21 protein-coding genes and 1 rRNA gene are annotated in these 24299 nt (G+C 33.4%); 10 read left to right on the top strand and 12 right to left on the bottom strand.

Annotated features, from left to right (window positions below; genetic code table 11):
- Positions 1-10 precede the first annotated feature (10 nt).
- From BB045_RS09965 to BB045_RS09935, 7 genes are all read right to left on the bottom strand, one after another.
- Positions 11-976, bottom strand: coding sequence for a carbohydrate kinase family protein (locus BB045_RS09965; protein WP_011275300.1), 966 nt, complete (start codon positions 974-976; stop codon positions 11-13).
- Between the two features lie 3 nt (positions 977-979).
- Positions 980-2464, bottom strand: a complete 1485-nt coding sequence (locus BB045_RS09960) for a sucrose-6-phosphate hydrolase (RefSeq protein WP_037551256.1) — start codon at positions 2462-2464, stop codon at positions 980-982.
- An 84-nt stretch (positions 2465-2548) separates the two neighbouring features.
- Positions 2549-3508 carry a LacI family DNA-binding transcriptional regulator gene (locus BB045_RS09955; RefSeq protein ID WP_075140733.1) on the bottom strand — a complete coding sequence of 320 codons (960 nt, stop codon included), beginning with the start codon at positions 3506-3508 and terminating at the stop codon, positions 2549-2551.
- Between the two features lie 100 nt (positions 3509-3608).
- Complete coding sequence (locus BB045_RS09950; RefSeq protein WP_075140732.1) at positions 3609-4853, bottom strand: ammonium transporter; 1245 nt, start codon at positions 4851-4853, stop codon at positions 3609-3611.
- Between the two features lie 121 nt (positions 4854-4974).
- Positions 4975-5199 (bottom strand): sulfurtransferase TusA family protein, encoded by a 225-nt coding sequence (locus BB045_RS09945; protein ID WP_037538043.1) that lies wholly within the window; start codon positions 5197-5199, stop codon positions 4975-4977.
- 19 nt (positions 5200-5218) lie between these two features.
- The gene (locus BB045_RS09940) at positions 5219-6316 is read right to left on the bottom strand and encodes a YeeE/YedE family protein (protein WP_070581827.1); all 1098 of its coding nucleotides are present in this window, start codon (positions 6314-6316) and stop codon (positions 5219-5221) included.
- A 198-nt stretch (positions 6317-6514) separates the two neighbouring features.
- The gene (locus tag BB045_RS09935) at positions 6515-7153 is read right to left on the bottom strand and encodes a redox-sensing transcriptional repressor Rex (protein WP_037551263.1); all 639 of its coding nucleotides are present in this window, start codon (positions 7151-7153) and stop codon (positions 6515-6517) included.
- A 241-nt stretch (positions 7154-7394) separates the two neighbouring features.
- Between BB045_RS09935 and BB045_RS09930 the strand changes: the two genes are divergently transcribed.
- Positions 7395-9338 carry an ABC-F family ATP-binding cassette domain-containing protein gene (locus tag BB045_RS09930; RefSeq protein WP_075140731.1) on the top strand — a complete coding sequence of 648 codons (1944 nt, stop codon included), beginning with the start codon at positions 7395-7397 and terminating at the stop codon, positions 9336-9338.
- A gap of 381 nt (positions 9339-9719) precedes the next feature.
- Here BB045_RS09930 and tsaD read toward each other — a convergent pair whose 3' ends face one another.
- The 4 genes from tsaD to tsaE are packed head-to-tail and all read right to left on the bottom strand — an operon-like array spanning position 9720 to position 12285.
- Entirely contained in the window at positions 9720-10748 is a 1029-nt protein-coding gene (gene tsaD / locus BB045_RS09925; protein WP_053025134.1) for a tRNA (adenosine(37)-N6)-threonylcarbamoyltransferase complex transferase subunit TsaD, read from the bottom strand.
- Positions 10741-11205 carry a ribosomal protein S18-alanine N-acetyltransferase gene (rimI, locus tag BB045_RS09920; RefSeq protein WP_053025135.1) on the bottom strand — a complete coding sequence of 155 codons (465 nt, stop codon included), beginning with the start codon at positions 11203-11205 and terminating at the stop codon, positions 10741-10743. Before rimI ends, tsaD begins: the two co-directional genes overlap by 8 nt.
- The gene (tsaB, locus tag BB045_RS09915; protein WP_037551272.1) at positions 11178-11843 is read right to left on the bottom strand and encodes a tRNA (adenosine(37)-N6)-threonylcarbamoyltransferase complex dimerization subunit type 1 TsaB; all 666 of its coding nucleotides are present in this window, start codon (positions 11841-11843) and stop codon (positions 11178-11180) included. The genes rimI and tsaB overlap by 28 nt, the downstream gene beginning before the upstream one ends.
- The gene (gene tsaE, locus BB045_RS09910; protein ID WP_037551274.1) at positions 11824-12285 is read right to left on the bottom strand and encodes a tRNA (adenosine(37)-N6)-threonylcarbamoyltransferase complex ATPase subunit type 1 TsaE; all 462 of its coding nucleotides are present in this window, start codon (positions 12283-12285) and stop codon (positions 11824-11826) included. Before tsaE ends, tsaB begins: the two co-directional genes overlap by 20 nt.
- 496 nt (positions 12286-12781) lie before the next feature.
- Here tsaE and ilvD point away from each other — a divergent pair, with 496 nt between their 5' ends.
- The 9 genes from ilvD (at position 12782) to ilvA (ending at position 23477) form a co-directional block, all read left to right on the top strand.
- Complete coding sequence (gene ilvD, locus BB045_RS09905; protein ID WP_053025136.1) at positions 12782-14470, top strand: dihydroxy-acid dehydratase; 1689 nt, start codon at positions 12782-12784, stop codon at positions 14468-14470.
- Positions 14471-14530: 60 nt separating this feature from the next.
- Positions 14531-16264: a biosynthetic-type acetolactate synthase large subunit gene (gene ilvB, locus BB045_RS09900; RefSeq protein ID WP_053025141.1), complete on the top strand. Its 1734-nt coding sequence runs from the start codon at positions 14531-14533 to the stop codon at positions 16262-16264.
- The gene (locus BB045_RS09895; protein WP_049426572.1) at positions 16261-16503 is read left to right on the top strand and encodes an ACT domain-containing protein; all 243 of its coding nucleotides are present in this window, start codon (positions 16261-16263) and stop codon (positions 16501-16503) included. Before ilvB ends, BB045_RS09895 begins: the two co-directional genes overlap by 4 nt.
- Positions 16504-16638: 135 nt before the next feature.
- Complete coding sequence (gene ilvC / locus BB045_RS09890) at positions 16639-17643, top strand: ketol-acid reductoisomerase (RefSeq protein WP_011275285.1); 1005 nt, start codon at positions 16639-16641, stop codon at positions 17641-17643.
- A gap of 20 nt (positions 17644-17663) precedes the next feature.
- Positions 17664-19196: a 2-isopropylmalate synthase gene (locus BB045_RS09885; RefSeq protein WP_075140729.1), complete on the top strand. Its 1533-nt coding sequence runs from the start codon at positions 17664-17666 to the stop codon at positions 19194-19196.
- Positions 19196-20236, top strand: coding sequence for a 3-isopropylmalate dehydrogenase (gene leuB / locus BB045_RS09880; RefSeq protein WP_053025138.1), 1041 nt, complete (start codon positions 19196-19198; stop codon positions 20234-20236). Before BB045_RS09885 ends, leuB begins: the two co-directional genes overlap by 1 nt.
- A gap of 17 nt (positions 20237-20253) precedes the next feature.
- Entirely contained in the window at positions 20254-21624 is a 1371-nt protein-coding gene (leuC, locus tag BB045_RS09875; protein ID WP_053025139.1) for a 3-isopropylmalate dehydratase large subunit, read from the top strand.
- A gap of 2 nt (positions 21625-21626) precedes the next feature.
- Positions 21627-22202, top strand: a complete 576-nt coding sequence (leuD, locus tag BB045_RS09870; RefSeq protein ID WP_075140728.1) for a 3-isopropylmalate dehydratase small subunit — start codon at positions 21627-21629, stop codon at positions 22200-22202.
- Positions 22203-22208: 6 nt separating this feature from the next.
- Positions 22209-23477 (top strand): threonine ammonia-lyase IlvA, encoded by a 1269-nt coding sequence (ilvA, locus tag BB045_RS09865; RefSeq protein ID WP_075140727.1) that lies wholly within the window; start codon positions 22209-22211, stop codon positions 23475-23477.
- Positions 23478-24070: 593 nt separating this feature from the next.
- Here the strand turns inward: ilvA and rrf are convergent.
- Positions 24071-24185: ribosomal RNA gene (rrf, locus tag BB045_RS09860) — 5S ribosomal RNA — on the bottom strand.
- Positions 24186-24299: the final 114 nt, after the last annotated feature.

The following is a 24299-nucleotide window of genomic DNA, read 5'->3' as shown; positions in this document are numbered from 1 at the left end:
GCACTTTTTATCATTTATTTAATTCAGTTGTAACATCTTCAATTGTAGGAATACTCTCTATTGCACCGTATTTAGTTGTAACCTTTGCGGCCACCATGTTGCTAAATCTGAGAATGTCCTGTCCTTCTTCTTTTAGCAACTTAGTAATATTTAATTCGTCACTCAATAGCATTCTACTTATTGCAGCTCCTATAAAGGCATCCCCTGCGCCAGTTGTATCAATTGCTTTTACTTTAAATCCTCCATGATGTATCTTAGTCCCATCTTTTAAAATGATACTTGCACCTGCAGCACCTTGAGTATAAATAACTGCTTCTACAGAACCCTCAAATAATGATTGAATAGCTTTATCTTCATCCGCTTCACCAGTTATAAATTCTAGCTCTTCATCTGAAATTTTAATCACATTAGCTTTCGGTAAAAATTCATGAATTGCTTCTTTACATGCTTCAGCGTTTTGCCAAAGAGGTAAACGAACATTAGGATCAAAAACAATGGTTGCATTTGCTGACTTAAATTTATTTACCATAGATTTGTGAGCTTCTTTCATATTACTTTCAACTAAATCAACAGAACAGAAATGTAATACATCGTTTGGCTTGATTGTAATTTCATTTAGATATTCAGCTTTATAAAGCATATCAGCTGAGGGTTTACGATAAAATGAAAAATCTCTTTGTCCATCTTCTTTTAAACTCACAAATGCTAGTGCAGTATTAGCTTGATCTGTTCGCTTTATAAATTGAGTACCTACACCAATATCTTTTAAAGTTTCTACGATAATGTCTCCAAATGCATCATTACCTAATTGAGTGACCATTTCAGTGGAGGCACCCATTTTTCGAGCTACACTCACAACATTAGCTGGTGCACCTCCAACCTGTCTACTAAACTGTTCAACATCTTTAAGTTCAGAGTTCTTAACATTTGGAATAAAATCTATTAATGCTTCACCTATCCCATATAACTTTCTCATTTTTTACTCATCCTTAAGTTCATATTTAGTGAATTTTAAATATACTTGTCCAGTCTCCGTTGAAGTTTCTATACCTGTAGCATTTTCATTTGGAAATATTCTTGATGTTAAAACACGTTCCCCATCATTACAAAATATTTCAATACTAGATGTATCAACAAATATTTGCAAACGTGTGAGAGGAGAATCCAATATCGTACTTCTCGTTAAATCTTGAACATTTTCAGGCAATAATCCACTTTCTGAGCGATCTAATGTAATTTTTTGTTCCCTTGTATTGTAGATAATTTTGGTGTTATTTTGTTTTGAGGTCCGTAATTCAAAATAAATTTTTGAAGCGTCATTTTCGATAATATCAATAATTAGTTCATATTGTTTGCCTTCATATGGATGTAATTTTCGGTTAAATTTATTTGCATAACCTAATGCCGTTTCTTTATTTTTACGTAATCGTTCAAGACCTTTAAACGGGCGTTGTCGTAATTGATTATTCTCAATTGTTAGTACTCTAGGTATCGTTAAACAATGTGCCCATCCTTCTTCATCAGTAGGATAATTTATTTCTGGCAAGCCCATCCAACCTATTAAAACTCGATTGCCATTTTCATCTAAGAAAGTTTGGGGTGCGTAAAAATCAAAACCATTATCCAGTTCTACAAATTCACTATGATCAAAGGATAATGAATCAAAATTTAAATCCCCAATTAAATATCCTGATTGATATATATTTCTAAACTGATCCCCTTGTGGTTCTATTCCTTGAGGGCTGAACAGTAAGATATCCTTAGAATCTAATTTAAAATAATCGGGACATTCCCACATATAACCAAAGTTTTTTAATTTAGTATCAATTTCTCCACAATATGACCATTGATTTAGTTGCTTATCATTCGTTTTATAAATTAAGCAGCAACCAAGTTCCTCGTTTGTTTGAGCACCTATAATCGCATAATATTCATTATTTAATTCAAAAACTTTAGGATCTCTAAAATGACTTGTATACCCTTCAGGTTGTGAAGGAATTACGGGTTCATCAAATTTAGTAATCTCTCCATTACTTTGAACTTTAGCAATCATCTGACTAGCATATCGATTCCATTGTTCATCACGATGATTGCCTGTATACATGTAATATAAATCTCCATTATGATCAAAAGCACTACCACTGTAAACACCATGGCTATCATAATATGTATCGGGTTTGATTAAGGTATCTTGTGGTTCAAATGCCACTAAATCATCACTAGTATAATTAAACCAATATTTCAATCCATGCACTGCTCCTAATGGGAACCATTGATGTGAAACATAATATTTGCCGTTATGATAAATTAATCCATTAGGATCATTTAGCAAACCAGTTTCAGGTTGAATATGAAATATTTGACGAAATCTTGACGCTTTAACTTGTTGCTTGAGATTTTCTAAGTACTTTTTATCAACGTCTTCAATACGACGATAACGTTCTTCTCTTGACCATTCAGCCATATTATTCCTCCAAAATAATTTAAATCTAAAGTTAATATAATTTTATCATTGATTATGGTATCGGTTCCATAGTTTTAAATATTTTTAAAAATTCTCTATTTCAACAGGAATGACAGTTTTAGATACTGCATTTTTAGAAAAAATTAATTCATTCAATTGGTTCATAGCATATGTGCCAGCTTTAAAATAATTGAATTTAACTGTCGTAATAGCGGGTGTAACAAGTTGTGTCATTGGGTCTCCCCCAAATCCAAAAATATGATAATTTCCAGTAGCATTGTTTTGTTGAGAATAAAATTTATGAATTGCTAATGCAATAGGATCTGTTGCTCCAATTAACGCATCGATACCTCTAGCATTTTTTAACTTCTTAGAAACATCATTTTTTGCCTCTTCATATTTAAAAGAAGTTAAATAAATTTCAGGATAAACATCGTATTTTTTCAAACCATCAATAATACCTTGTTTACGTTTGATGCCTACAGCAACGTCCTCCTCACTTACACCAAAGAACACAACGTTTTTATGCTTTTTACGCCCTATCTGTTCCCCTACTATAAAACCAGCTTGATAATCATCATGAATTATACTATGTAAATTGGGATAGGATTGTCCAACCAGAATTACCGGTACATTTAATTTTTCAATTACTTCCAAGTGTTCATCAGTCAAAGTAGTAGCCATTAATATAATGCCATCCACTTTACTTCTTGAAAATGTCTCCAATGCCTCTATTTCAGCACGTATATCTAAACCAGTATAGTTAAGTAATAATTGATATTGATGTTGATGGCATACAGATACAATTCCTTTCACAGTTTCATCAACCGCATGTGAATTCATCCTTGGAATGATAGCACCAATAAGATTCGTATGCTTAGCTCTTAAACTTTGAGCAAACTGATTCGGCTGATAATCATGTTCTTCAATAATTCGACTTAATTTTTCTTTAGTTTGATGGCTTACTGAGCCATCATTTAAAAAGCGGGAGACCGTGCTTTTAGATACTCCCGCTAATTTTGCGATATCTGATATATTTTTCATTAGATTAATCACCTAAATTAGTTTTCATTTAAAGATTATTTTATCACAGAAATAATCTCTCAAAGTAACTTTTTTAATATGTATTAGCCTAATAATATTATCAATATCTCTTATTTAATTTGTTTAGTTCTCCATAAAAATAGGCTTTCTCACCATGAACAAGTTGATCTAAACCTGCTTTATCTTCTTCTTCAGTAGTAGCGATAGGCATTATTTTCTGTAAAATTTTTCCTATAATCCATGTTAAAACAATGGTATAACACAATACCACGAAAACAGCTAGTATTTGAATTAAGATTGAGTGTACATCTCCTGTATAGATTAAACCATTTGATACATCATTATTAACATGGTGTGATTGAAAAACACCGGTAAGAATAGCACCAACAATTCCTCCAGCTCCATGAATACCAAATGCATCAAGTGTATCATTATATTTATATTTCACTTTAATTACATTAATAACAAGGTAACAAACGATTCCACCTGCAAATGAAATAATAAAAGCACTGAAATAACTAACATAGCCTGCTGCCGGTGTAATAGCGACTAACCCTGCCAACACGCCTGATAACAACCCAAGTAAACTTAATTTCTTAGTAATACAGTACCCAACTACTAACCAGCTAAAAGCGCCACCACTTGCAGCAATAATCGTATTTACAAATGATGTTAAAGCGACATCATTTAAAGTATATGCACTACCTGTGTTAAAGCCATACCAACCTATCCATACTAAAATACCACCAATTAAAGTGATTAAAAGATTATGTGGCTGTATTTTTTCAATTTTTTTACCATTACCTATCATAATAGCCAAAATTAGTCCTGAGAGTCCAGATGTGATATGTACAACTGTACCACCTGCATAATCAAGAGCACCAAGTTGTTGAATCCAACCTCCGCCCCACACCCAATGCGCAACTGGACTATATATTAAAATCACCCATAAAAAGATAAAGATAATAAATGGAAAGAATTTCATACGTTCAGCGATTGAACCTGAAAGTATTGAAACTGCAATTGTACAAAACATCATTTGGAATAGCATAAATAATGCAAATGGAATATGCGGACTTAATTGATCATTAACTGCAAAGCCAACATGCTGTAACCCAATTAAATCAAAATTCCCTATCAAAGCATTTCCAGTTCCAAAGCTTAATGAAAATCCTAATGCAACCCATGTGAAAGTCACGATAACCATTGCTGCCATACTTTGCATTACTATATTCAAAACATTCTTTGATTGAACTAGACCACCGTAAAATAAGCTAAGACCTGGTGTCATAATCCATACAAGTAAAGTGCAAAGAAATAAAAAAATTGTGTCATCCATCTTCATAATTACCACTTCCTTTAAAAATATCATAATGATACTAAATTGAAATAGCAAAAATACGTAAGATAAAATGACACAATATGTTACATAATATAACACATACGCTTTACATGCTTATTTTGTTTTAAGCTTTCTGAATTGTAATTGTCCATGAAGCATCGTCTAATTGTTCATAATTCGTAACTGGATAACCTTGCTCGGCTGCCCAATTAGGAATAGCTTCTGTTGCTTGTGTACAATCAAAATCAATTTTAAGTTCATCACCACTATCTAGTGTTTGCATTTTCTTTTGCGCTTCTATTAATGGGAATGGACAAACCATACCTACAGTACCTAATTCATATAACATTGTATTACCTCCAAATTAATTAAGTCGTTTGTACTTGTTTTGTCGCTGTTGTTGCTTGAGACTTAGATGTTTGTTTTTCTAATTTTTTCATTGGTCTAATAAATATAAAGTAACTCATAAACCATACACCTAAAATCATAGAACCAAGTGCTATCCATCCTTTCCAAGACATGATAGCAGTTTCTACTAAACCATTTCCAATTGAACATCCTCCAGCTACTGAAGCACCAAATCCCATACAAATACCACCAATAGCACTATTGCGAATGGTCTTCTTATCAGGTAATCGCCATTTAAATTCACGTGATCCTTTAGCAGCAATATAAGAACCTAAGAATATACCTAAAATCAATAATACTCCCCAATCAATTAGCTTAGTATCACCTGTAATTAAAAAGGTAATTAAGTTTGCTGAAGGTGTAGTAATGCCTAAGCCGTAATCTCTTCCAGTAGAAATACTCATTGGCCAAGCTATCAAAGCAATTAACCCTACTGCAATACCAGCCACAAATGGATGGTATCGTTTTTCAAATAAATAGTGTCTCAAGCCACTATACTTTTGTTTAAGCTTTGGAACTGCAAATTTGGGTTTTGGTTTACGTAATGTTTTAGTTACAAAAATGATAGTTATAATTGTTAATACTAACGTAAACACCCACATAGGAATACCGGTAGTCTGAGACATATTTGCATTAATGTTTGTAGGTTTATTAATCCATGTCATTACTGGAAGTAAAATACCAGTTTTAGTAATAGCGGCAGTTACAGCATATAGTACGAGCGCTATCCAACTGCCAATCAAACCTTCACCAGCTCGATACCATGTACCTGTAGCACATCCTCCTGCTAATACAATACCGATTCCAAATATAAAACCACCAATAATTGTACCTATAATTGGAAATGTACTATCTGGGATAGATATAACATTTAATCCGGTTAAAATAAGTAGTCCAATACTTTGGACTGTAATAGCAACTAATAAGGCATAAAACATTTTATTATTTTTTTGAACGTACATATCTCTGAAGCCACCAGCTAAACAGAAGCGTGTACGTTGCATCACAAACCCTAATAATATACCTACTATAAGACCACTAATAATCATCCATATCACTATCATTTCATCCTTTCCCGATTATTTTACTAAGGTATTATAATCAATTGTACTAAATTTGGCAACATCTTAAAATTAAACGCTTTTGATTTTTAATAATATGATGTTTTCAATACTAAATGAAATTAATGAATTTTAAACGTAAATTAAAAAACATCCCTCTTATAAAGAAGGATGTAAGAATATAAATATAAAAATTTAATTAGAATAGTTTTTCATAAAGAATAGCAATGATTGCAATTCTATGCCCAAGTCAATATGATGCACTTGTACGGTATTAGGTACTTCTATTCTAGCTGGTGTGAAATTTAGTATACCTTGAATATTAGCTTCAACTAATTGATTCGCAACCTGTTGTGCCGCTTCTTCTGGTGTAGTTAATATTACAACATTTATTTTTTGAGCATTGAGTACTTTTTTTAAATCGTTCATATGATGCACAGATACATCACCAATCTCTGTTCCGACAATCTGTTCATCTATATCAAAAGCCTCAGTTATTGTCATTTCATCATGAATTGAAAAGTTATATGTCAAAAGTGCTCGACCTAAATTACCAACACCTACTAAAGCTATGTATATATTATCACTATCACTTAGTGCTGTTTTAAAGAATTCTAATAGACTATCTATATTGTAACCGTAACCTTTTTTGCCTAATTCTCCAAAGTAAGAGAAATCTCTTCGGATGGTTGCTGATTCGATATTAAGTGCCTCACTAATAGCCTTAGAATTAACCCTATCAATGCCTTTAGACTTGAGTGTGTTAACGAATCTGTAATATAAAGGTAATCGCTTCAAAGTTGCCCGTGGAATTTTAGATTTATTATGAGCCATTTAAAATATCCCTCCTTTATGTTTGAATTTTATAATCTATTTATCCAAACTATTTTGAGTGCTATACGTTTTAAATTTAAAAATGTCATTATGTCCTATTATGAATACTGGAATATTATACCTTAACATATTTTAAAAATAAATAACTTAGTTTCAAGAAACTAAGTTATACGGTAAAATATAGAGTAATATACAATCTAATTTCGAGTAATAAACTTATAAATAGAAAGGTGAAACCTGAATGATACTCTTGCAATTAAACGATATTTCGAAATCATTTGATGGCGAAGATATTTTTACGCGTGTGAATTTCGAAGTAAAAACAGGCGAACGAATTGGTGTCGTAGGCAGAAACGGTGCCGGTAAATCGACTTTAATGAAAATCATTGCCGGTGTTGAAGACTATGATAGCGGTCATATATCAAAAATCAAAAATTTACGTATGGGTTATTTAACACAGCAAATGACACTTAATTCATCCGCTTCAGTCTTCGAAGAAATGTCAAAACCGTTTGAACATTTAAAAAAAATGGAACTTCTAATTAAAGAAGAAACGAACTGGCTAGCTGATCAAGCATCTAACTATGATTCCGAAGAATATCAACAACATATGGAACGCTATGAATCTTTAACTAATCAATTCGAACAACTTGATGGTTATCAGTATGAGAGTAAAATCAAAACTGTTCTACATGGTTTAAATTTCAATGAAGATGATTTCGATAAACCTATCAACGATTTCAGTGGTGGTCAAAAAACGCGATTATCCTTAGCCCAAATGCTATTGAATGAGCCAGATTTATTACTACTAGACGAACCTACAAACCATTTAGATTTAGAAACGACGAAGTGGTTAGAGGATTATTTAAAATATTTCAAAGGTGCCATTGTTATTATTAGTCACGATAGATATTTCCTAGATAAAATCGTCACTCAAATATATGATGTTGCACTTGGCGATGTTAAACGTTACGTCGGAAATTATGAACAATTTATTGAGCAACGTCATAAATATTACGAAAGCAGAATGCAAGAATATGAACGTCAGCAAGATGAAATTAAACGATTAGAAACATTTGTAGAGAAAAATATAACACGTGCTTCAACTAGTGGAATGGCAAAAAGCCGTCGAAAAACACTAGAAAAAATGGAACGTATTGACAAACCTATGTTGGACGCAAGAAGTGCTAACATTCAATTTGGCTTTAATCGTAATACAGGTAATGACGTTATGCATATTCGTAATCTGAAAATTGGTTATGATTCGCCTATAACTTCTCCTATTAATATTGAAGTAAGTAAGGGGGATCATATTGCTATTATTGGCCCAAATGGCGTAGGTAAAACTACTCTGATCAAGACCATCGCTCGACGTCAAAAGCAATTAGAAGGTGAAATTACCTTTGGTGCAAATCTTCAAATTGGTTATTATGATCAAAAGCAAGCTGAATTTAAATCTAATAAAACAATTATCGACTATGTTTGGGATCAATATCCAACAATGAATGAAAAAGATATTCGTGCTATACTCGGACGTTTCTTATTCGTGCAAGATGATGTAAAAAAAGTCATCAATGATTTATCTGGTGGAGAAAAAGCTCGTTTGCAATTAGCACTACTTATGCTTCAAAGAGATAATGTATTAATCCTTGATGAACCAACAAACCATCTTGATATAGATTCTAAAGAGATGTTAGAACAAGCGCTAAAAGATTTTGAAGGAACTATTCTTTTTGTGTCACACGATCGTTACTTTATTAATCAATTAGCAAATAAAGTATTCGACTTAAATAATGACGGTGGCCAAATGTATTTGGGAGATTATCAATATTACATCGAGAAAACAGAAGAAGCAGCGGCACTTGAAGCTTTTAAAAATGAACGAAATGATTTAAGTAAAGAGGATACTTCAAAACAAAATGAAGCTAATGAAAATGTAAATACTTATGATTCTCAAAAGCAACAACGTCGTGAGCAACGAAAATTAGAACGACTCATTGAGAACTGTGAAGCCAAAATTGAAACATTTGAGAATGAAATAGCACGCATTGATGAACAACTCACTCAGCCTGACGTGTTCAATAATCCTGATAAAGCCTCATCATTAGCGAATCAGAAATTTGAAACCGAACAGAAGTTAGAACAGGTTATGTTGGAATGGGAAAATTTACAAGAAAACATCTAAAAACTCATCATTTTACTATTAGCTAGAAAGTATTAATTAACTTTCTAGCTAATTTTTTATACAAATTTCAAAAAAAGTTGTAAACAGCTAAAATACGATATTATCAACTATCCACATAGTTATCCCACTTATCCACAACTTGTTTCAAATTATTTTACAAACTTTTTACACAAAATTAAATTCATATCCACATTGTTAAGAACGATTTATCCACAACTTATGCACTTAATGTTGATAAGTACAAACGTTCCCTATTGACCTTTTGAATTATTTTTATCTCAATAAAAAACCTCCTGTTAACAGTGGATCTTAATCCTTACGTTAAAAGAGGTTCTTTATGATTATTGAAATAATTAATTCGATTAAATAAATAATATAAATTTAAACGTCTATAGTAGCTTCTTCTATATCCATATTATTTTCGCCATTCAAATCTAACTTAGCTGTAATTCCTGACTTATAATAGTAATATGCTGCAGCACCAATCATTGCTGCATTATCAGTACATAATTTAGGACTTGGAATGGATAAATGAATATTATTATCTTCACATAATTGTTGTAAACGATGTCGCAGTCCTTTATTACTTGCAACACCTCCAGCAATAATAAGTCTGTTAACTTTATAGGCTTTACATGCATTAATCGCTTTGGTACTTAAGACGTCTACAACACTATTTTGAAAACTAGTTGCTACATCTTCTTTTACAACTTCTTCATTCTTTTGTCGCAAATTATGCAGTTTATTTATAACAGAACTTTTCAATCCACTAAAACTAAAATCATAACTTTCCTTTTCTAACCACACTCTAGGAAAATCATAAGTATCTTTACCATATTGAGCTAATTTATCAATTTGTGGCCCTCCAGGGTATGATAAATCAATTGTTCGAGCGACTTTATCATACGCCTCTCCCACTGCATCATCTCTTGTCTCACCAATTACTTCGAAATGCATATGAGATTTCATATATACTAATTCAGTATGGCCCCCTGACACAATTAGCGCAATTAAAGGAAATGTTAATGTTTCTTCTAAATGATTAGCATAAATGTGACCAGCAATATGGTGTACAGGAATAAGTGGCTTGTCATAAGCAAAAGCTAGTGCTTTCGCTGCATTAATACCGATAAGTAGTGCACCAATTAATCCTGGTCCTTGAGTCACTGCTATTGCATCAATATCATTCATTGATATATTTGCAGTTGTTAATGCTTCATCAATCGTTGTCGTAATCCCTTCAACGTGATGTCGACTTGCAACTTCAGGTACAACACCACCGAAACGCTTATGACTCTCAATTTGACTTAATACAATATTAGATAAAATTGAATTTCCATTTTTAATGACACTTACACTTGTTTCATCACAACTCGTTTCTATTGCTAATATTAATGTTTCTTTATTCATTTAAGTTCACCCACATTACCATTGCATCCTCGCCTTCTCCATAATAATTTTTACGTTTACCTCCATATTGAAAACCCAAATTAGTATAAACATGTTGCGCAATTACATTATCTACCCTAACTTCCAAGCTCATCACTTCACATGAATGGCTTGCATAATCCATGACATATTTTAATAATAATTGTCCCAGTCCATAACCTCTAAAGTCTTTATGAATTGCTATTGTTGTAATTTGAGCTTGATCAATAACCATCCATAGTCCTAGATATCCGATAATTTCATTTTTAAAAACAATCACAAAATATTTAGCAAAGTTATTTTCATTCAATTCATGATAAAATGCATCAATTGTCCACGAACTATCATTGAAACTATCTCGTTCTATATCGAATACACTGGGGACATCATCTACTTGCATTGCTCTAATTGTTAATTCTGCTTCTGTTGGTTTAGCCAATTTCTTTCAGCCTCTGATAATTTAATATAATTAGGAACAAATGTATGAATCGGTTCACTTTTAGTTATGAGTTGTTTCATAGTTGGAGCATGAGGTAAATTATTTTTTATTTCTCCACCAAGTTGTTCGGATAACTTATCAGCATCTCTACCAACATAAAGAAATGGTTGGTTCATTTTAGTTAATTGCTTTTTTAATTCTTCAATAGGTAAATATTGATCTTCTAAAATAGTTGTTATATTTCCATCAACGTTTTGATAAACACCAGTGTATACCGCTTCACGACGTGCATCAATGATTGGAACTAATAATTTTTGTTCATCATTCTCTACTGTTGCAGCTAATGCTGCTAAAGATGATACACCATATAATTTAGTGTTCAATGCATAGGCCAACGTTTTAGCGGTGGTTACGCCAATTCTAACTCCAGTATAGGAACCTGGACCCTTAGCAACCACAATCCCATCAATAGCATTTTTTTCAATTTTTGCTTCTTCAAATAAGTGCTGAATACCAGGCATAAGTTGACTCGTATGATCTTTTTTATCTTCCGACGTAGTTTCTGCCAAGACGATATCATCTTGCATGATTGCGATTGACATCGGTTGATTAGATGTATCAATCATTAATAAATTCACTTTCAACTTCCTCCTTTACTTTTAAATAATGGGTTCCTTGGGCTTCTAATTTTATAGTTCTTTTTGATTCACATAAAGTTTCTATATTGATTATTAAATGTTCCTTAGGTAATAAATCTTGAATAAATTGACTCCATTCAATAATGGTAATGCCTTCATCTTGAAAATATTCATCAAATCCTAGATCTTCATCTGAATCTTCCAAACGATAACAGTCCATATGATGTAATTTTAAATTACTCCCTTTATATGATTTTATAATATTAAAAGTAGGAGAATTAATATTACGCTTAACTCCTAAATGTTTACCTATAAATTGTGTTAGTGTAGTTTTACCTGCCCCTAGGTCGCCATTTAAAAGGATTAAATCACTAGGCTCTAAGTGTCGAACTAACACGTTTGCAAAATGATTTAATTCATCCAAATTATTAATACTTATCATTAGTCCCACTCTTTCAAATTTTTTTAATCAAATGATTATTCATGACCATTTCAGAACTTATGGTAACTTATTTTATTCTCGTAAACTAAATTAAGTCATAAAAATTTTAACTTACTAATTATAACAAATTCCTTAAACAATTTCCCTATACTCAACACAAGAATGATGAGATTAAGTTGTTAGAAAATTCTTAAAAATTCTATTGACTTAATAAAAATGATATAGTAAATTAAGTTTATCGAATTTTTAAACAATTCTAACTATTCTAATATAACCATTCAAGAAAGGAGTATATTAAAATGACAAATCAAACATATAACCCGACTGACAATTTAATTATTTTATTATACTCGCAAGGACTGGAACTTTAGTAATTATCTGTTACTAAATGTTTAAGTCCTATTTCTCATTGAATGGGACTTATAGACGTCCCAATCATAAATTGGGACGTCTTTTTATGTTTTAAACTTATTGTGTTTTATGGGGGGAATTATTTATGAGAAGTGACATGATAAAAAAAGGTGATCATCAAGCACCTGCTCGAAGTCTTTTACACGCCACGGGCGCACTTAAAAATCCTACAGATATGAACAAACCTTTTGTAGCAATATGTAACTCTTATATCGATATTGTACCTGGACATGTGCATTTAAGAGAATTGGCTGACATTGCTAAAGAAGCTATTCGTGAGGCAGGCGCTATACCTTTCGAGTTTAATACTATTGGTGTTGATGATGGTATAGCTATGGGACACATTGGAATGCGTTACTCACTTCCCTCTCGAGAAATCATTGCTGATGCTGCAGAGACCGTTATTAATGCGCACTGGTTCGATGGCGTATTTTACATTCCTAATTGCGACAAAATAACACCCGGTATGTTATTAGCTGCCGTTAGAACCAATGTACCAGCTATATTCTGTTCTGGTGGGCCTATGAAAGCTGGTTTATCAGCGCAAGGTAAAGCTTTGACATTATCATCAATGTTTGAAGCGGTTGGCGCATTTAAAGAAGGTAAACTCTCCAAAGAAGCATTTTTAGATATGGAACAAAACGCTTGCCCTACTTGCGGTTCTTGCGCGGGAATGTTTACTGCAAACTCAATGAATTGTTTAATGGAAGTGTTAGGCTTGGCACTACCATATAACGGTACAGCTTTAGCAGTAAGCGAACAAAGAAGAGAAATGATTCGTGAAGCTGCATTTAAATTAGTAGATAATATCAAAAAAGATATCAAACCACTTGATATCGTAACTCGAGAAGCTATCGATGATGCATTTGCACTTGATATGGCGATGGGTGGTTCAACTAACACGGTATTACATACGCTAGCCATTGCAAACGAAGCTGGTATTAATTACGATTTGGAACGTATCAATGAAATCGCTAAAAAGACGCCTTATTTATCTAAGATTGCACCAAGTTCTTCATATTCTATGCATGATGTCCACGAAGCAGGTGGTTGTCCAGCTATCATCAATGAATTGATGAAAAAAGAAGGAACATTACATCCAGATAGACTCACAGTTACTGGAAAAACACTTCGTGAAAATAATGAAGGTAAAGAAATTAAGAATTTTGATGTCATTCATTCACTAGATGATCCTTATGATAAGCAAGGTGGTCTCTCAATATTATTTGGAAATATAGCGCCTAAAGGGGCTGTCATTAAAGTTGGTGGCGTTGATCCTTCTATTAAGACATTTACTGGTAAAGCAATTTGTTTCAATTCACACGATGAAGCTGTTGAAGCAATTGATAATAAAATCGTACGCGAAGGTCACGTCGTTGTTATTCGATATGAAGGTCCTAAAGGTGGACCAGGAATGCCTGAAATGTTAGCCCCTACTTCTTCAATTGTAGGTAGAGGTTTAGGTAAGGATGTCGCATTAATAACTGATGGTAGATTCTCTGGTGCAACGAGAGGTATCGCTGTCGGCCACATTTCACCAGAAGCAGCTTCAGGTGGACCTATTGGACTCATTAAAGACGGCGATGAAGTCACTATTGATTTAATCAATCGAACTTTAGATGTTAATCAAACTGAAGAAGAACTTAATCATCGTAAAGAAGCATTACAACCTTTTAAGGCAAAAGTGAAATCAGGTTATCTGGCAAGATATACTGCTTTGGTCACTAGTGCGAATACTGGTGGTATTATGCAAGTTCCCGAAAATCTAATCTAACTAGAGGAGTTGTTCGACATGACAAGTAAAAAGGAAAGTAGCATAGTAAGTCCTGATGCTATGGACTATTCAAAACAAACTAGTCTAAAAGTAGATAGTGATTTAGACGCAAATAATAATTTCAGATCCGGTTCAGAACTTTTAGTAGAGGCATTATTACATGAAGGTGTTGATTTCATATTCGGTTATCCTGGTGGCGCAGTTTTACCATTATACGACACTTTCTATGATGGTAAAATTAAACACATCTTAGCAAGACATGAACAAGGTGCTACTCATGCTGCAGAAGGTTATGCAAGAGTATCTGGCAAAACAGGTGTAGTGGTTGTAACAAGTGGTCCTGGCGCTACAAATGCTATTACCGGTATAACAGATGCGTACTGTGATTCCCTCCCTTTAGTTGTATTCACTGGACAAGTAGCAACACCAGGAATTGGTAAAGACGCTTTTCAAGAAGCAGATTTACTTTCTATGACTACACCAATTACAAAAGCTAATTTCCAAGTTAAAAATGTAAATGATATTCCAAGAATCATTCATGAAGCATTTTACTTAGCAAATTCTGGACGCAAAGGCCCTGTAGTTATAGATTTTCCTAAAGATATGGGTGTGCTTAAAACATCCGCACCACTTGTAAATGAGGTGGACTTACCGGCATATAATGTCATTGAAAATCCTAAAGATAAAGATATTAGTCAATTAATTCAATATTTAGAGAATGCAAAACAACCACTTATCTTAGCAGGCGCTGGCATCAATCATTCACAATCTAATGAATTATTAACTCAATTTGTAACCAAACATCAAATTCCAGTAGCTACTACACTTTTAGGTCTGGGAGCTATTCCTTATGACAATCCACTATTTCTAGGTATGGGTGGTATGCATGGCTCCTATGCAAGTAATATGGCTTTAACTGAATGTGATTTATTAATTAATTTAGGTAGTCGGTTTGATGATAGATTAGCAAGTAATCCTAATGAATTTGCTCCTCATGCAACCGTAGTTCATGTGGATATTGATGAATCAGAAATTAACAAGGTGATTTCGACTGACCTAGGGATAGTTGCTGACTGCAAAAAAGTACTAGAAGCTTTATCTCAAAAATTTACAAATAAAACTTCCCATGAACACTGGGTTAACCATTGTATTGAGAATAAGCACAAACATCCTTTTAAATATAAAAAAGCTGATGCCACATTTTGCAAACCTCAAGAAGCTATTGAATATATAGGAAAAATTACAAACGGTGAAGCTATAGTTACTACTGATGTTGGTCAACATCAAATGTGGGCAGCTCAATTTTATCCATTCAAACATCATGGTCAATGGGTTACTAGCGGTGGTTTAGGTACTATGGGCTTTGGTATTCCATCAGCTATCGGTGCTCAATTAGCTGAACCCGATAAAACAGTTATTTGCTTTGTTGGTGATGGTGGTTTTCAAATGACAAATCAGGAAATAGCGTTACTGCCTGAATACGGACTCAATGTAAAAATCGTTCTAATCAATAATGGCACATTAGGTATGGTTAAACAGTGGCAAGATAAATTCTTTAACCATCGATTCTCTCATTCAGTATTTAATGATCAACCTGACTTCATGAAGATGGCAGAAGCATATGGTGTTAAAGGTTTCTTAGTTGATCATCCAAATAAACTAACTAAAACACTTGATTCAGCATTTAATTATAGTGGACCTGCGCTAATCGAAGTGAGAATCTCACCTACTGAACCAGTTAATCCTATGATTCCAAGTGGCAAAGCGAACCATGAAATGGAGGGGTTAGAATGAAACGAATTTTACATTTAAAAGTAACCGATCAAGTGAGCACATTAAACAGAATTACAAGTGCATTCGTTAGACTACAATATAATATTAATGAATTAACAGTTAAACCATCTAAAGAAAAAGGTATCTCTGATATGCAAATTACTGCAGATATTGAAGATGAAGCTATATTTAAAATTTTAATTGCGAAGTTAAAAAAACAAGTCAGTGTACTCGAAGTTCAAGATATTAGTCATAACTGAGATAAGCTGTACATTGATGCGCTAGTATAATTAAATAAATCACCACTAACATCACATAATTTAGATAATTTCTTTATCTAAAATTTTAAGAATATTCTAAATATTAAGTTATTTAAATTTTTGGAGGAATGTAATATGACTAAAGTTTATTATGATCAATCTGTTGAGAAAGATGCATTACAAGGTAAAAAAATTGCAATTATCGGTTACGGTTCACAAGGACACGCGCATGCACAAAACCTTAAAGACAATGGTTATGACGTTATTGTTGGTATTCGCCCTGGTCATTCTTTTGATAAAGCTAAAGAAGATGGCTTCGATGTTTATCCAGTTGCAGAAGCTGTTAAACAAGCAGATGTCATCATGGTGTTATTGCCAGATGAAATCCAAGGAAATGTCTATAAAAATGAAATTGAACCTAACTTAGAAGCTGGAAATGCCCTAGCATTTGCGCATGGTTTTAATATCCACTTTGAAGTTATCAAACCACCTAAAGATGTTGATGTCTTCTTAGTAGCTCCTAAAGGACCTGGTCATTTAGTAAGACGTACCTTTGTTGAAGGAACTGCTGTACCAGCACTATTTGGTGTACAACAAGATGCTACTGGTCAAGCACGCGATATTTCATTAAGTTATGCAAAAGGTATTGGAGCTACGCGTGCAGGTGTAATTGAAACAACATTTAAAGAAGAAACTGAAACAGATTTATTCGGTGAGCAAGCAGTACTTTGTGGTGGTATTCATAAATTAATCCAAAGTGGCTTTGAAACTTTAGTTGAAGCGGGCTATCAAAAAGAATTAGCATATTTCGAAGTATTACATGAAATGAAGTTAATTGTTGATTTAATGTATGAAGGCGGTATGGAGAACGTTCGTTACTCAATTTCTAACACAGCAGAGTATGGTGACTATGTTTCAGGACCTAGAGTCATCACTCCTGATGTTAAAGACAATATGAAAGCAGTATTAAAAGATATTCAAAATGGTAATTTTGCAAATAGCTTTGTTAAAGACAATGAAAATGGCTTTAAAGAATTCTATAAATTACGTGAACAACAACACGGTCATGAAATTGAAGCAGTTGGTCGTGAATTAAGAAAAATGATGCCATTCATTAAATCTAAAAGTATTCAAAAATAAAAGCTAAGGGGTTGTTAACGATGGAAAGCCATATTCAAATTTTTGATACAACATTAAGAGACGGTGAACAAACACCTGGAGTTAACTTTTCTTTTGATGAGCGATTAAAGATTGCCAAACAGTTAGAAACGTGGGGTGTGGATATACTTGAAGCAGGTTTTCCTGCTTCAAGTGCTGGTAGCTTTAAGTCTGTTCAAGCTATATCAAATACTTTAACTAAAACAGCTGTATGTGGTTTAGCACGCTGTAAAAAATCAGATATCGATGCTGTTTATGAAGCTACAAAAGATGCTGTAAAACCAGTTATTCACGTTTTTATAGCAACTTCACCTATTCACTTAACGCATAAACTCAAAATGACTCAACAACAGGTTTTGGAATCAATTAAAGCGCACGTCAGTTACGCCAAACAATACTTTGATGTCGTTCAATTTTCACCTGAGGATGCTACAAGACCTGATACAGATTTCTTAATAAAATGCGTACAGATGGCAGTAGACTGTGGTGCTACAATCATTAATATCCCAGATACAGTCGGTTATAGTTATCCAAATGAATATGGTCGAATTTTTAAAACCTTGATTGAGAACATTAACTCTAAACAAAACATTACTTATAGTGCACATTGTCATGATGATTTAGGAATGGCAGTTGCTAATAGTCTGGCTGCTATTGAAAATGGTGCCACACGAATCGAAGGAACAGTAAATGGCATCGGTGAACGAGCAGGCAATACTGCTATAGAAGAATTAGCTTTAGCACTGTATGTCCGTAAAGATCACTATGGCAATGAAACACGATTGAAACTATCAGAAACAAAAAACACTTCTGATATTATATCTCGTTATGCTGGCATACGCGTTCCTAGAAATAAAGCCATTGTTGGTCAAAATGCTTTTAGTCATGAGTCTGGCATTCACCAAGATGGTGTTTTAAAAAATCCAGAAACTTATGAAATCATGACGCCACAACTTGTTGGTATAAGTAAAAATGATTTACCTCTTGGTAAGCTATCAGGTAAACACGCTTTTGCTGAAAAATTGAAATCTTTAGGATACGATATTGAACCACAAAATCAGGCTGAATTATTTAAACAATTCAAAGCCATTGCCGATAAAAAGAAAAGTGTAACTGATCGAGATATACATGCGATTATCCAAGGTACTGAACATGAGCAAAATGCAATTTATCAAGTTGATACGCTTCAATTACAGTTTGTTTCCAATGGTTTACAAAGTGCTGTTGTCGTTATAAAAGATAAAAATGGTAATATTTATCAAGATTCAAGTATAGGAACTGGTTCAATTGTGGCTATATATAATGCAGTTGATCGAATTTTTAAACATAAAAGTGAACTCATTGATTACCGTATTGATTCTGTCACTGAAGGTACCGACGCTCAAGCAGAAGTACATGTTTCATTAACTATTGAAGGTCAACCTGTTAATGGTATTGGTATTGATTATGATGTGTTATATGCCTCTTGCAAAGCATATGTAGAAGCACATGCTAAATACGCTAATGAAATTCACAAAAAGGAAGGTAATCTGTAATGACTTATAATATTGTAGCTTTGCCTGGTGATGGAATAGGACCAGAAATCTTAAGTGGTACGTTAGAATTATTAGAACTAATCAGTAAAAAATATAAATTTGATTATCAATTAACATCTTATGATTTTGGAGGTGCAGCCATAGATTCGCATGGTGTTCCCCTTCCTGATGATACTTTAAATGCTTGTAAAAATGCTGACGCAATTTTATTGGGTGCTGTAGGTGGTCCTCAATGGACTGATCCTAATAATAGACCTGAGCAAGGATTATTAGCATTACGTAAATCTCTAGGTTTGTTCGCCAATATACGACCTACTAAAGTTACTGAAGGTACAAGTCATTTTTCTCCAATTAGAGAATCACGTGTCAAAGGAACGGATTTTATCATAGTGAGAGAATTAACTAGTGGCTTATATTTTGGTGAACCACGGCATATTGATAATCAAAGTGCACTAGACTCACTAACTTATACTAAAAAGGAAATTGAACGTATTGCAAGGGTAGCTTTTGAATTAGCATCTCAAAGAAAGAAAAAATTAACATCAGTTGATAAAGAAAATGTGTTAGCTACAAGTAAACTTTGGCGTCAAACTATTAATGAAATTAGTCATGAATTTCCTGATGTTAAAGTGAATCATTTACTAGTTGATGCTTGTAGCATGCAGTTAATTTCCCAACCTACTAATTTTGATGTCATTGTTACTGAAAATCTATTTGGAGATATTTTAAGTGATGAAGCTTCTACCATTCCAGGTTCATTAGGTTTATCACCTTCTGCAAGTTTTAGTTTAGAAGGACCAAGACTTTATGAACCTATACATGGTTCAGCACCCGACATTGCAAATCAAAATCTAGCTAACCCATTTGGTATGATACTCTCATTAGCAATGTGTTTACGTGAAAGTTTTAACTTTGATGATGCGGCGTCTGAACTAGAACAGGATGTATATCAACTTATTAAAGATGGTAAAACAACTAAAGATTTAAATGGGCACTATACTACATCAGATATATTCAATGAATTAAAAAAGAATTATTAATAAGGGGGAATGCTTTTATGGGACAAACGTTATTCGATAAAGTTTGGAATAAACATGTTTTAACCGGGAATGAAGGTGAACCTCAATTATTATATATTGATTTACACTTAATTCATGAAGTGACTTCTCCACAAGCTTTCGAAGGTTTAAGACTTCAAAATCGTAAATTGAGACGTCCTGATTTAACATTTGCAACTTTAGATCATAATGTTCCTACAATAGATATTTTTAATATTAAAGATGAAATTGCGAACAAACAAATTACTACTCTTCAAAAGAATGCAAAAGAATTTGGTGTTCAATTATTTGATATGGGTTCTGATGAACAAGGTATTGTTCACATGGTAGGTCCAGAAACAGGTCTCACTCAACCTGGAAAAACAATCGTTTGTGGTGATTCACATACTGCCACGCATGGGGCCTTTGGTGCAATTGCATTTGGTATTGGGACAAGTGAAGTTGAACATGTATTTGCTACTCAAACACTTTGGCAAACTAAACCTAAAAATTTAAAGATAGACGTTACAGGTCAATTACCAAAAGGCGTCTATGCGAAAGATATTATCTTGTATCTTATTAGTCAATATGGTGTGGATTTTGGTACTGGGTACGCTATTGAATTTACAGGTGAAACGATTAAATCTCTGTCTATGGAAGCTAGAATGACTATCTGCAACATGGCTATTGAAGCTGGTGCTAAATATGGATTGATGCAACCAGATGAAACGACATTTGCTTATGTCAATGGCAGAAAATATGCTCAAAATTTTGACCGTTCTATCAATGATTGGCGTCAATTATATACTGATGCCGATGCTAAATTTGATAAAGTTATCAAACTTGAAGTTACAGATTTAGAACCTCAAGTTACATGGGGAACAAATCCTGAAATGGGTGTTAGTTTTAATACACCTTTCCCCAAAATTAAAAATATTAATGATGAACGCGCTTATCAATATATGGGCTTAAAACCAGGCCAAAAAGCTGAAGATATTGATTTAGGTTATGTGTTCTTAGGTTCTTGTACTAATGCAAGATTATCAGACTTAGTAGAAGCTAGTCGAATCGTTAAGGGTAAACAAGTCCATCCAAAAATAACTGCAATCGTTGTACCTGGCTCTCGCTCAGTTAAAAAAGAAGCCGAAGCATTGGGTTTGGACAAAATATTTAAAGATGCAGGATTTCAATGGAGAGAACCAGGTTGTTCAATGTGTTTAGGTATGAATCCTGATCAAGTACCTGAAGGCATACATTGTGCCTCTACGAGCAATCGTAACTTTGAAGGAAGACAAGGTAAAGGCGCTAGAACGCATCTAGTGTCCCCTGCTATGGCTGCTGCAGCGGCTATTAAAGGTAGATTCGTAGATGTTAGAAAGGTGGTTGTTTAGTAATGGATATCCAAACTATTACAACTTATACAGGAAAAGTTGTACCATTGTTTAATGACAATATTGATACTGACCAAATTATTCCCAAAGTACATCTTAAACGAATAACTAAAAGTGGTTTCGGTCCTTTTGCATTTGACGAATGGAGATACCTTCCTGATGGTACAAATAATCCAGATTTTAATCCGAATAAACCTGAATACTCTGGTGCTACTATTTTGATCACTGGTGACAATTTTGGTTGTGGTTCAAGTCGTGAACATGCTGCGTGGGCTTTAAAAGATTATGGATTCAATATTATTATAGCTGGTAGCTTTAGTGACATATTCTTTATGAATTGTACAAAAAATGGCATGTTACCTATTACTTTAGGTGAAAACGAGAGAAAATATTTAGCTTCTCAAAAAGAAATTACCATTGATTTACCAAATCAAACTGTTTCAGCTAATGATAAATCATTTAACTTTCAAATTGATGAAACATGGAAACATAAATTAGTTAATGGTTTAGATGATATAGCCATAACATTAGAATATGAAGATTTAATAGAACAATATGAAAACAAAAATAAAGGTTGAGATAAAATGACTGTGAAGACAACTTTAAATGCTGAAGATGTAGAAAATGCATACTTAAGAATAAAAGATGTTGTTAAAGAGACACCTTTACAATTCGATCTCTATCTTTCTCAAAAATATGACTGTAATGTGTATTTAAAAAGAGAAGACTTACAATGGGTTCGCTCTTTCAAACTTAGAGGTGCATATAATGCAATTTCTGTTCTAATAAGTGAAGCTAAAGAAAAAGGCATTACATGCGCAAGTGCTGGAAATCATGCTCAAGGTGTTGCTTATACTGCTAAAGCATTAAATTTAAAAGCTGTGATTTTCATGCCTGTTACCACACCTCTTCAAAAGGTTAAACAAGTTAAATTTTTTGGTTCTAAAAACGTTAAAATCATATTAACTGGAGATACTTTTGATGATTGCTTAAAAGAAGCTTTAATTTATACTGAACAAAATCACATGACTTTTATCGACCCTTTTAATAATGTAGATACAATAGCTGGACAAGGAACATTAGCAAAAGAAATTTTGAATCAATCAAGTAATGATTCAATTACGTTCGATTATCTATTTGCTGCTATTGGTGGTGGAGGTTTGATTTCAGGTATTAGTATTTATATGAATCAATATAGTCCACAAACTAAAATTATTGGTGTCGAACCCTCTGGCGCTAGTAGCATGTATGAATCAGTTGTTGTCCAAAACAAAATAGTGACACTTGATCATATTGACAAGTTTGTAGATGGTGCTTCTGTGGCACGAGTTGGTGATATCACTTATGATATAGCTAAAAAATTTGTAGACGATTATATTCAAGTAGATGAAGGTGCTGTTTGTTCAACTATTTTAGATATGTACTCTAAACAAGCCATAGTTGCTGAACCAGCAGGTGCATTAAGTGTTTCAGCATTAGAGCACTATAAGGAAAAAATTAAAGGTAAGACAGTAGTATGTGTAGTTAGTGGTGGTAATAACGATATTAATCGAATGAAAGAAATTGAAGAACGTTCATTACTTTACGAGGAGATGAAACATTACTTTATTCTTAACTTTCCTCAACGTCCTGGTGCATTGAAGGAATTTGTTAACGATGTATTAGGACCTCAGGATGATATTACTAAGTTTGAATATTTAAAGAAAACTTCTCAAAACACTGGTACTGTCATTATCGGTATTCAACTTAAGAATCATGATGACCTTAACCAACTAAAAAATAATGTTCATGATTTTGATCCATCAAATATTTATATCAATGAGAATAAAATGTTATACTCACTTTTAATTTGAATATTAAACACTCCCATTCCTTGAGATGGGAGTGTTTTCTTTAATTTGCCTGGCAACGTTCTACTCTAGCGGAACGTAAATCTGCTACCATGGCGCTAAGAAACTTACTTCACTTCGAGTCAAGCGCTCGCATCTTTCTTCATTTTCTAAAATTGCTTGCTTTTTTAGCTCAACTAAACTCGCTTCTCAATTTTTTCAATTCATCAGCTTCAAACGCTTTCTCTTCGTAAAGCTATTACACTTTTATTTGTTTTTATCTTATTAAACCTTCGGTTTTGTTTTTATGCATAAAAAAAGAGACCTTTCGGTCTCAATAATTTGCCTGGCAACGTCCTACTCTAGCGGAACGTAAATCTGCTACCATGGCGCTAAGAAACTTACTTCACTTCGAGTCAAGCGCTCGCATCTTTCTTCATTTTCTAAAATTGCTTGCTTTTTTAGCTCAACTAAACTCGCTTCTCAATTTTTTCAATTCATCAGCTTCAAACGCTTTCTCTTCGTAAAGCTATTACACTTTTATTTGTTTTTATCTTATTAAACCTTCGGTTTTGTTTTTATGCATAAAAAAAGAGACCTTTCGGTCTCAATAATTTGCCTGGCAACGTCCTACTCTAGCGGAACGTAAATCCAACTACCATCGGCGCTAAGGAGCTTAACTTCTGTGTTCGGCATGGGAACAGGTGTGACCTCCTTGCCATTGTCACCAGACAAGAGAATGATTATACATTCAAAACTAGATAGTAAGTAAATGATTTTGCTTCGCAAAACGTTGAAATAAATTGATTAAGTCTTCGATCGATTAGTATTCGTCAGCTCCACGTG

The sequence above is a fragment of the Staphylococcus sp. MB377 genome (assembly GCF_001922505.1).
Lineage (GTDB): Bacteria > Bacillota > Bacilli > Staphylococcales > Staphylococcaceae > Staphylococcus > Staphylococcus haemolyticus.
This window is presented reverse-complemented; position numbering and strand designations above follow the sequence as displayed.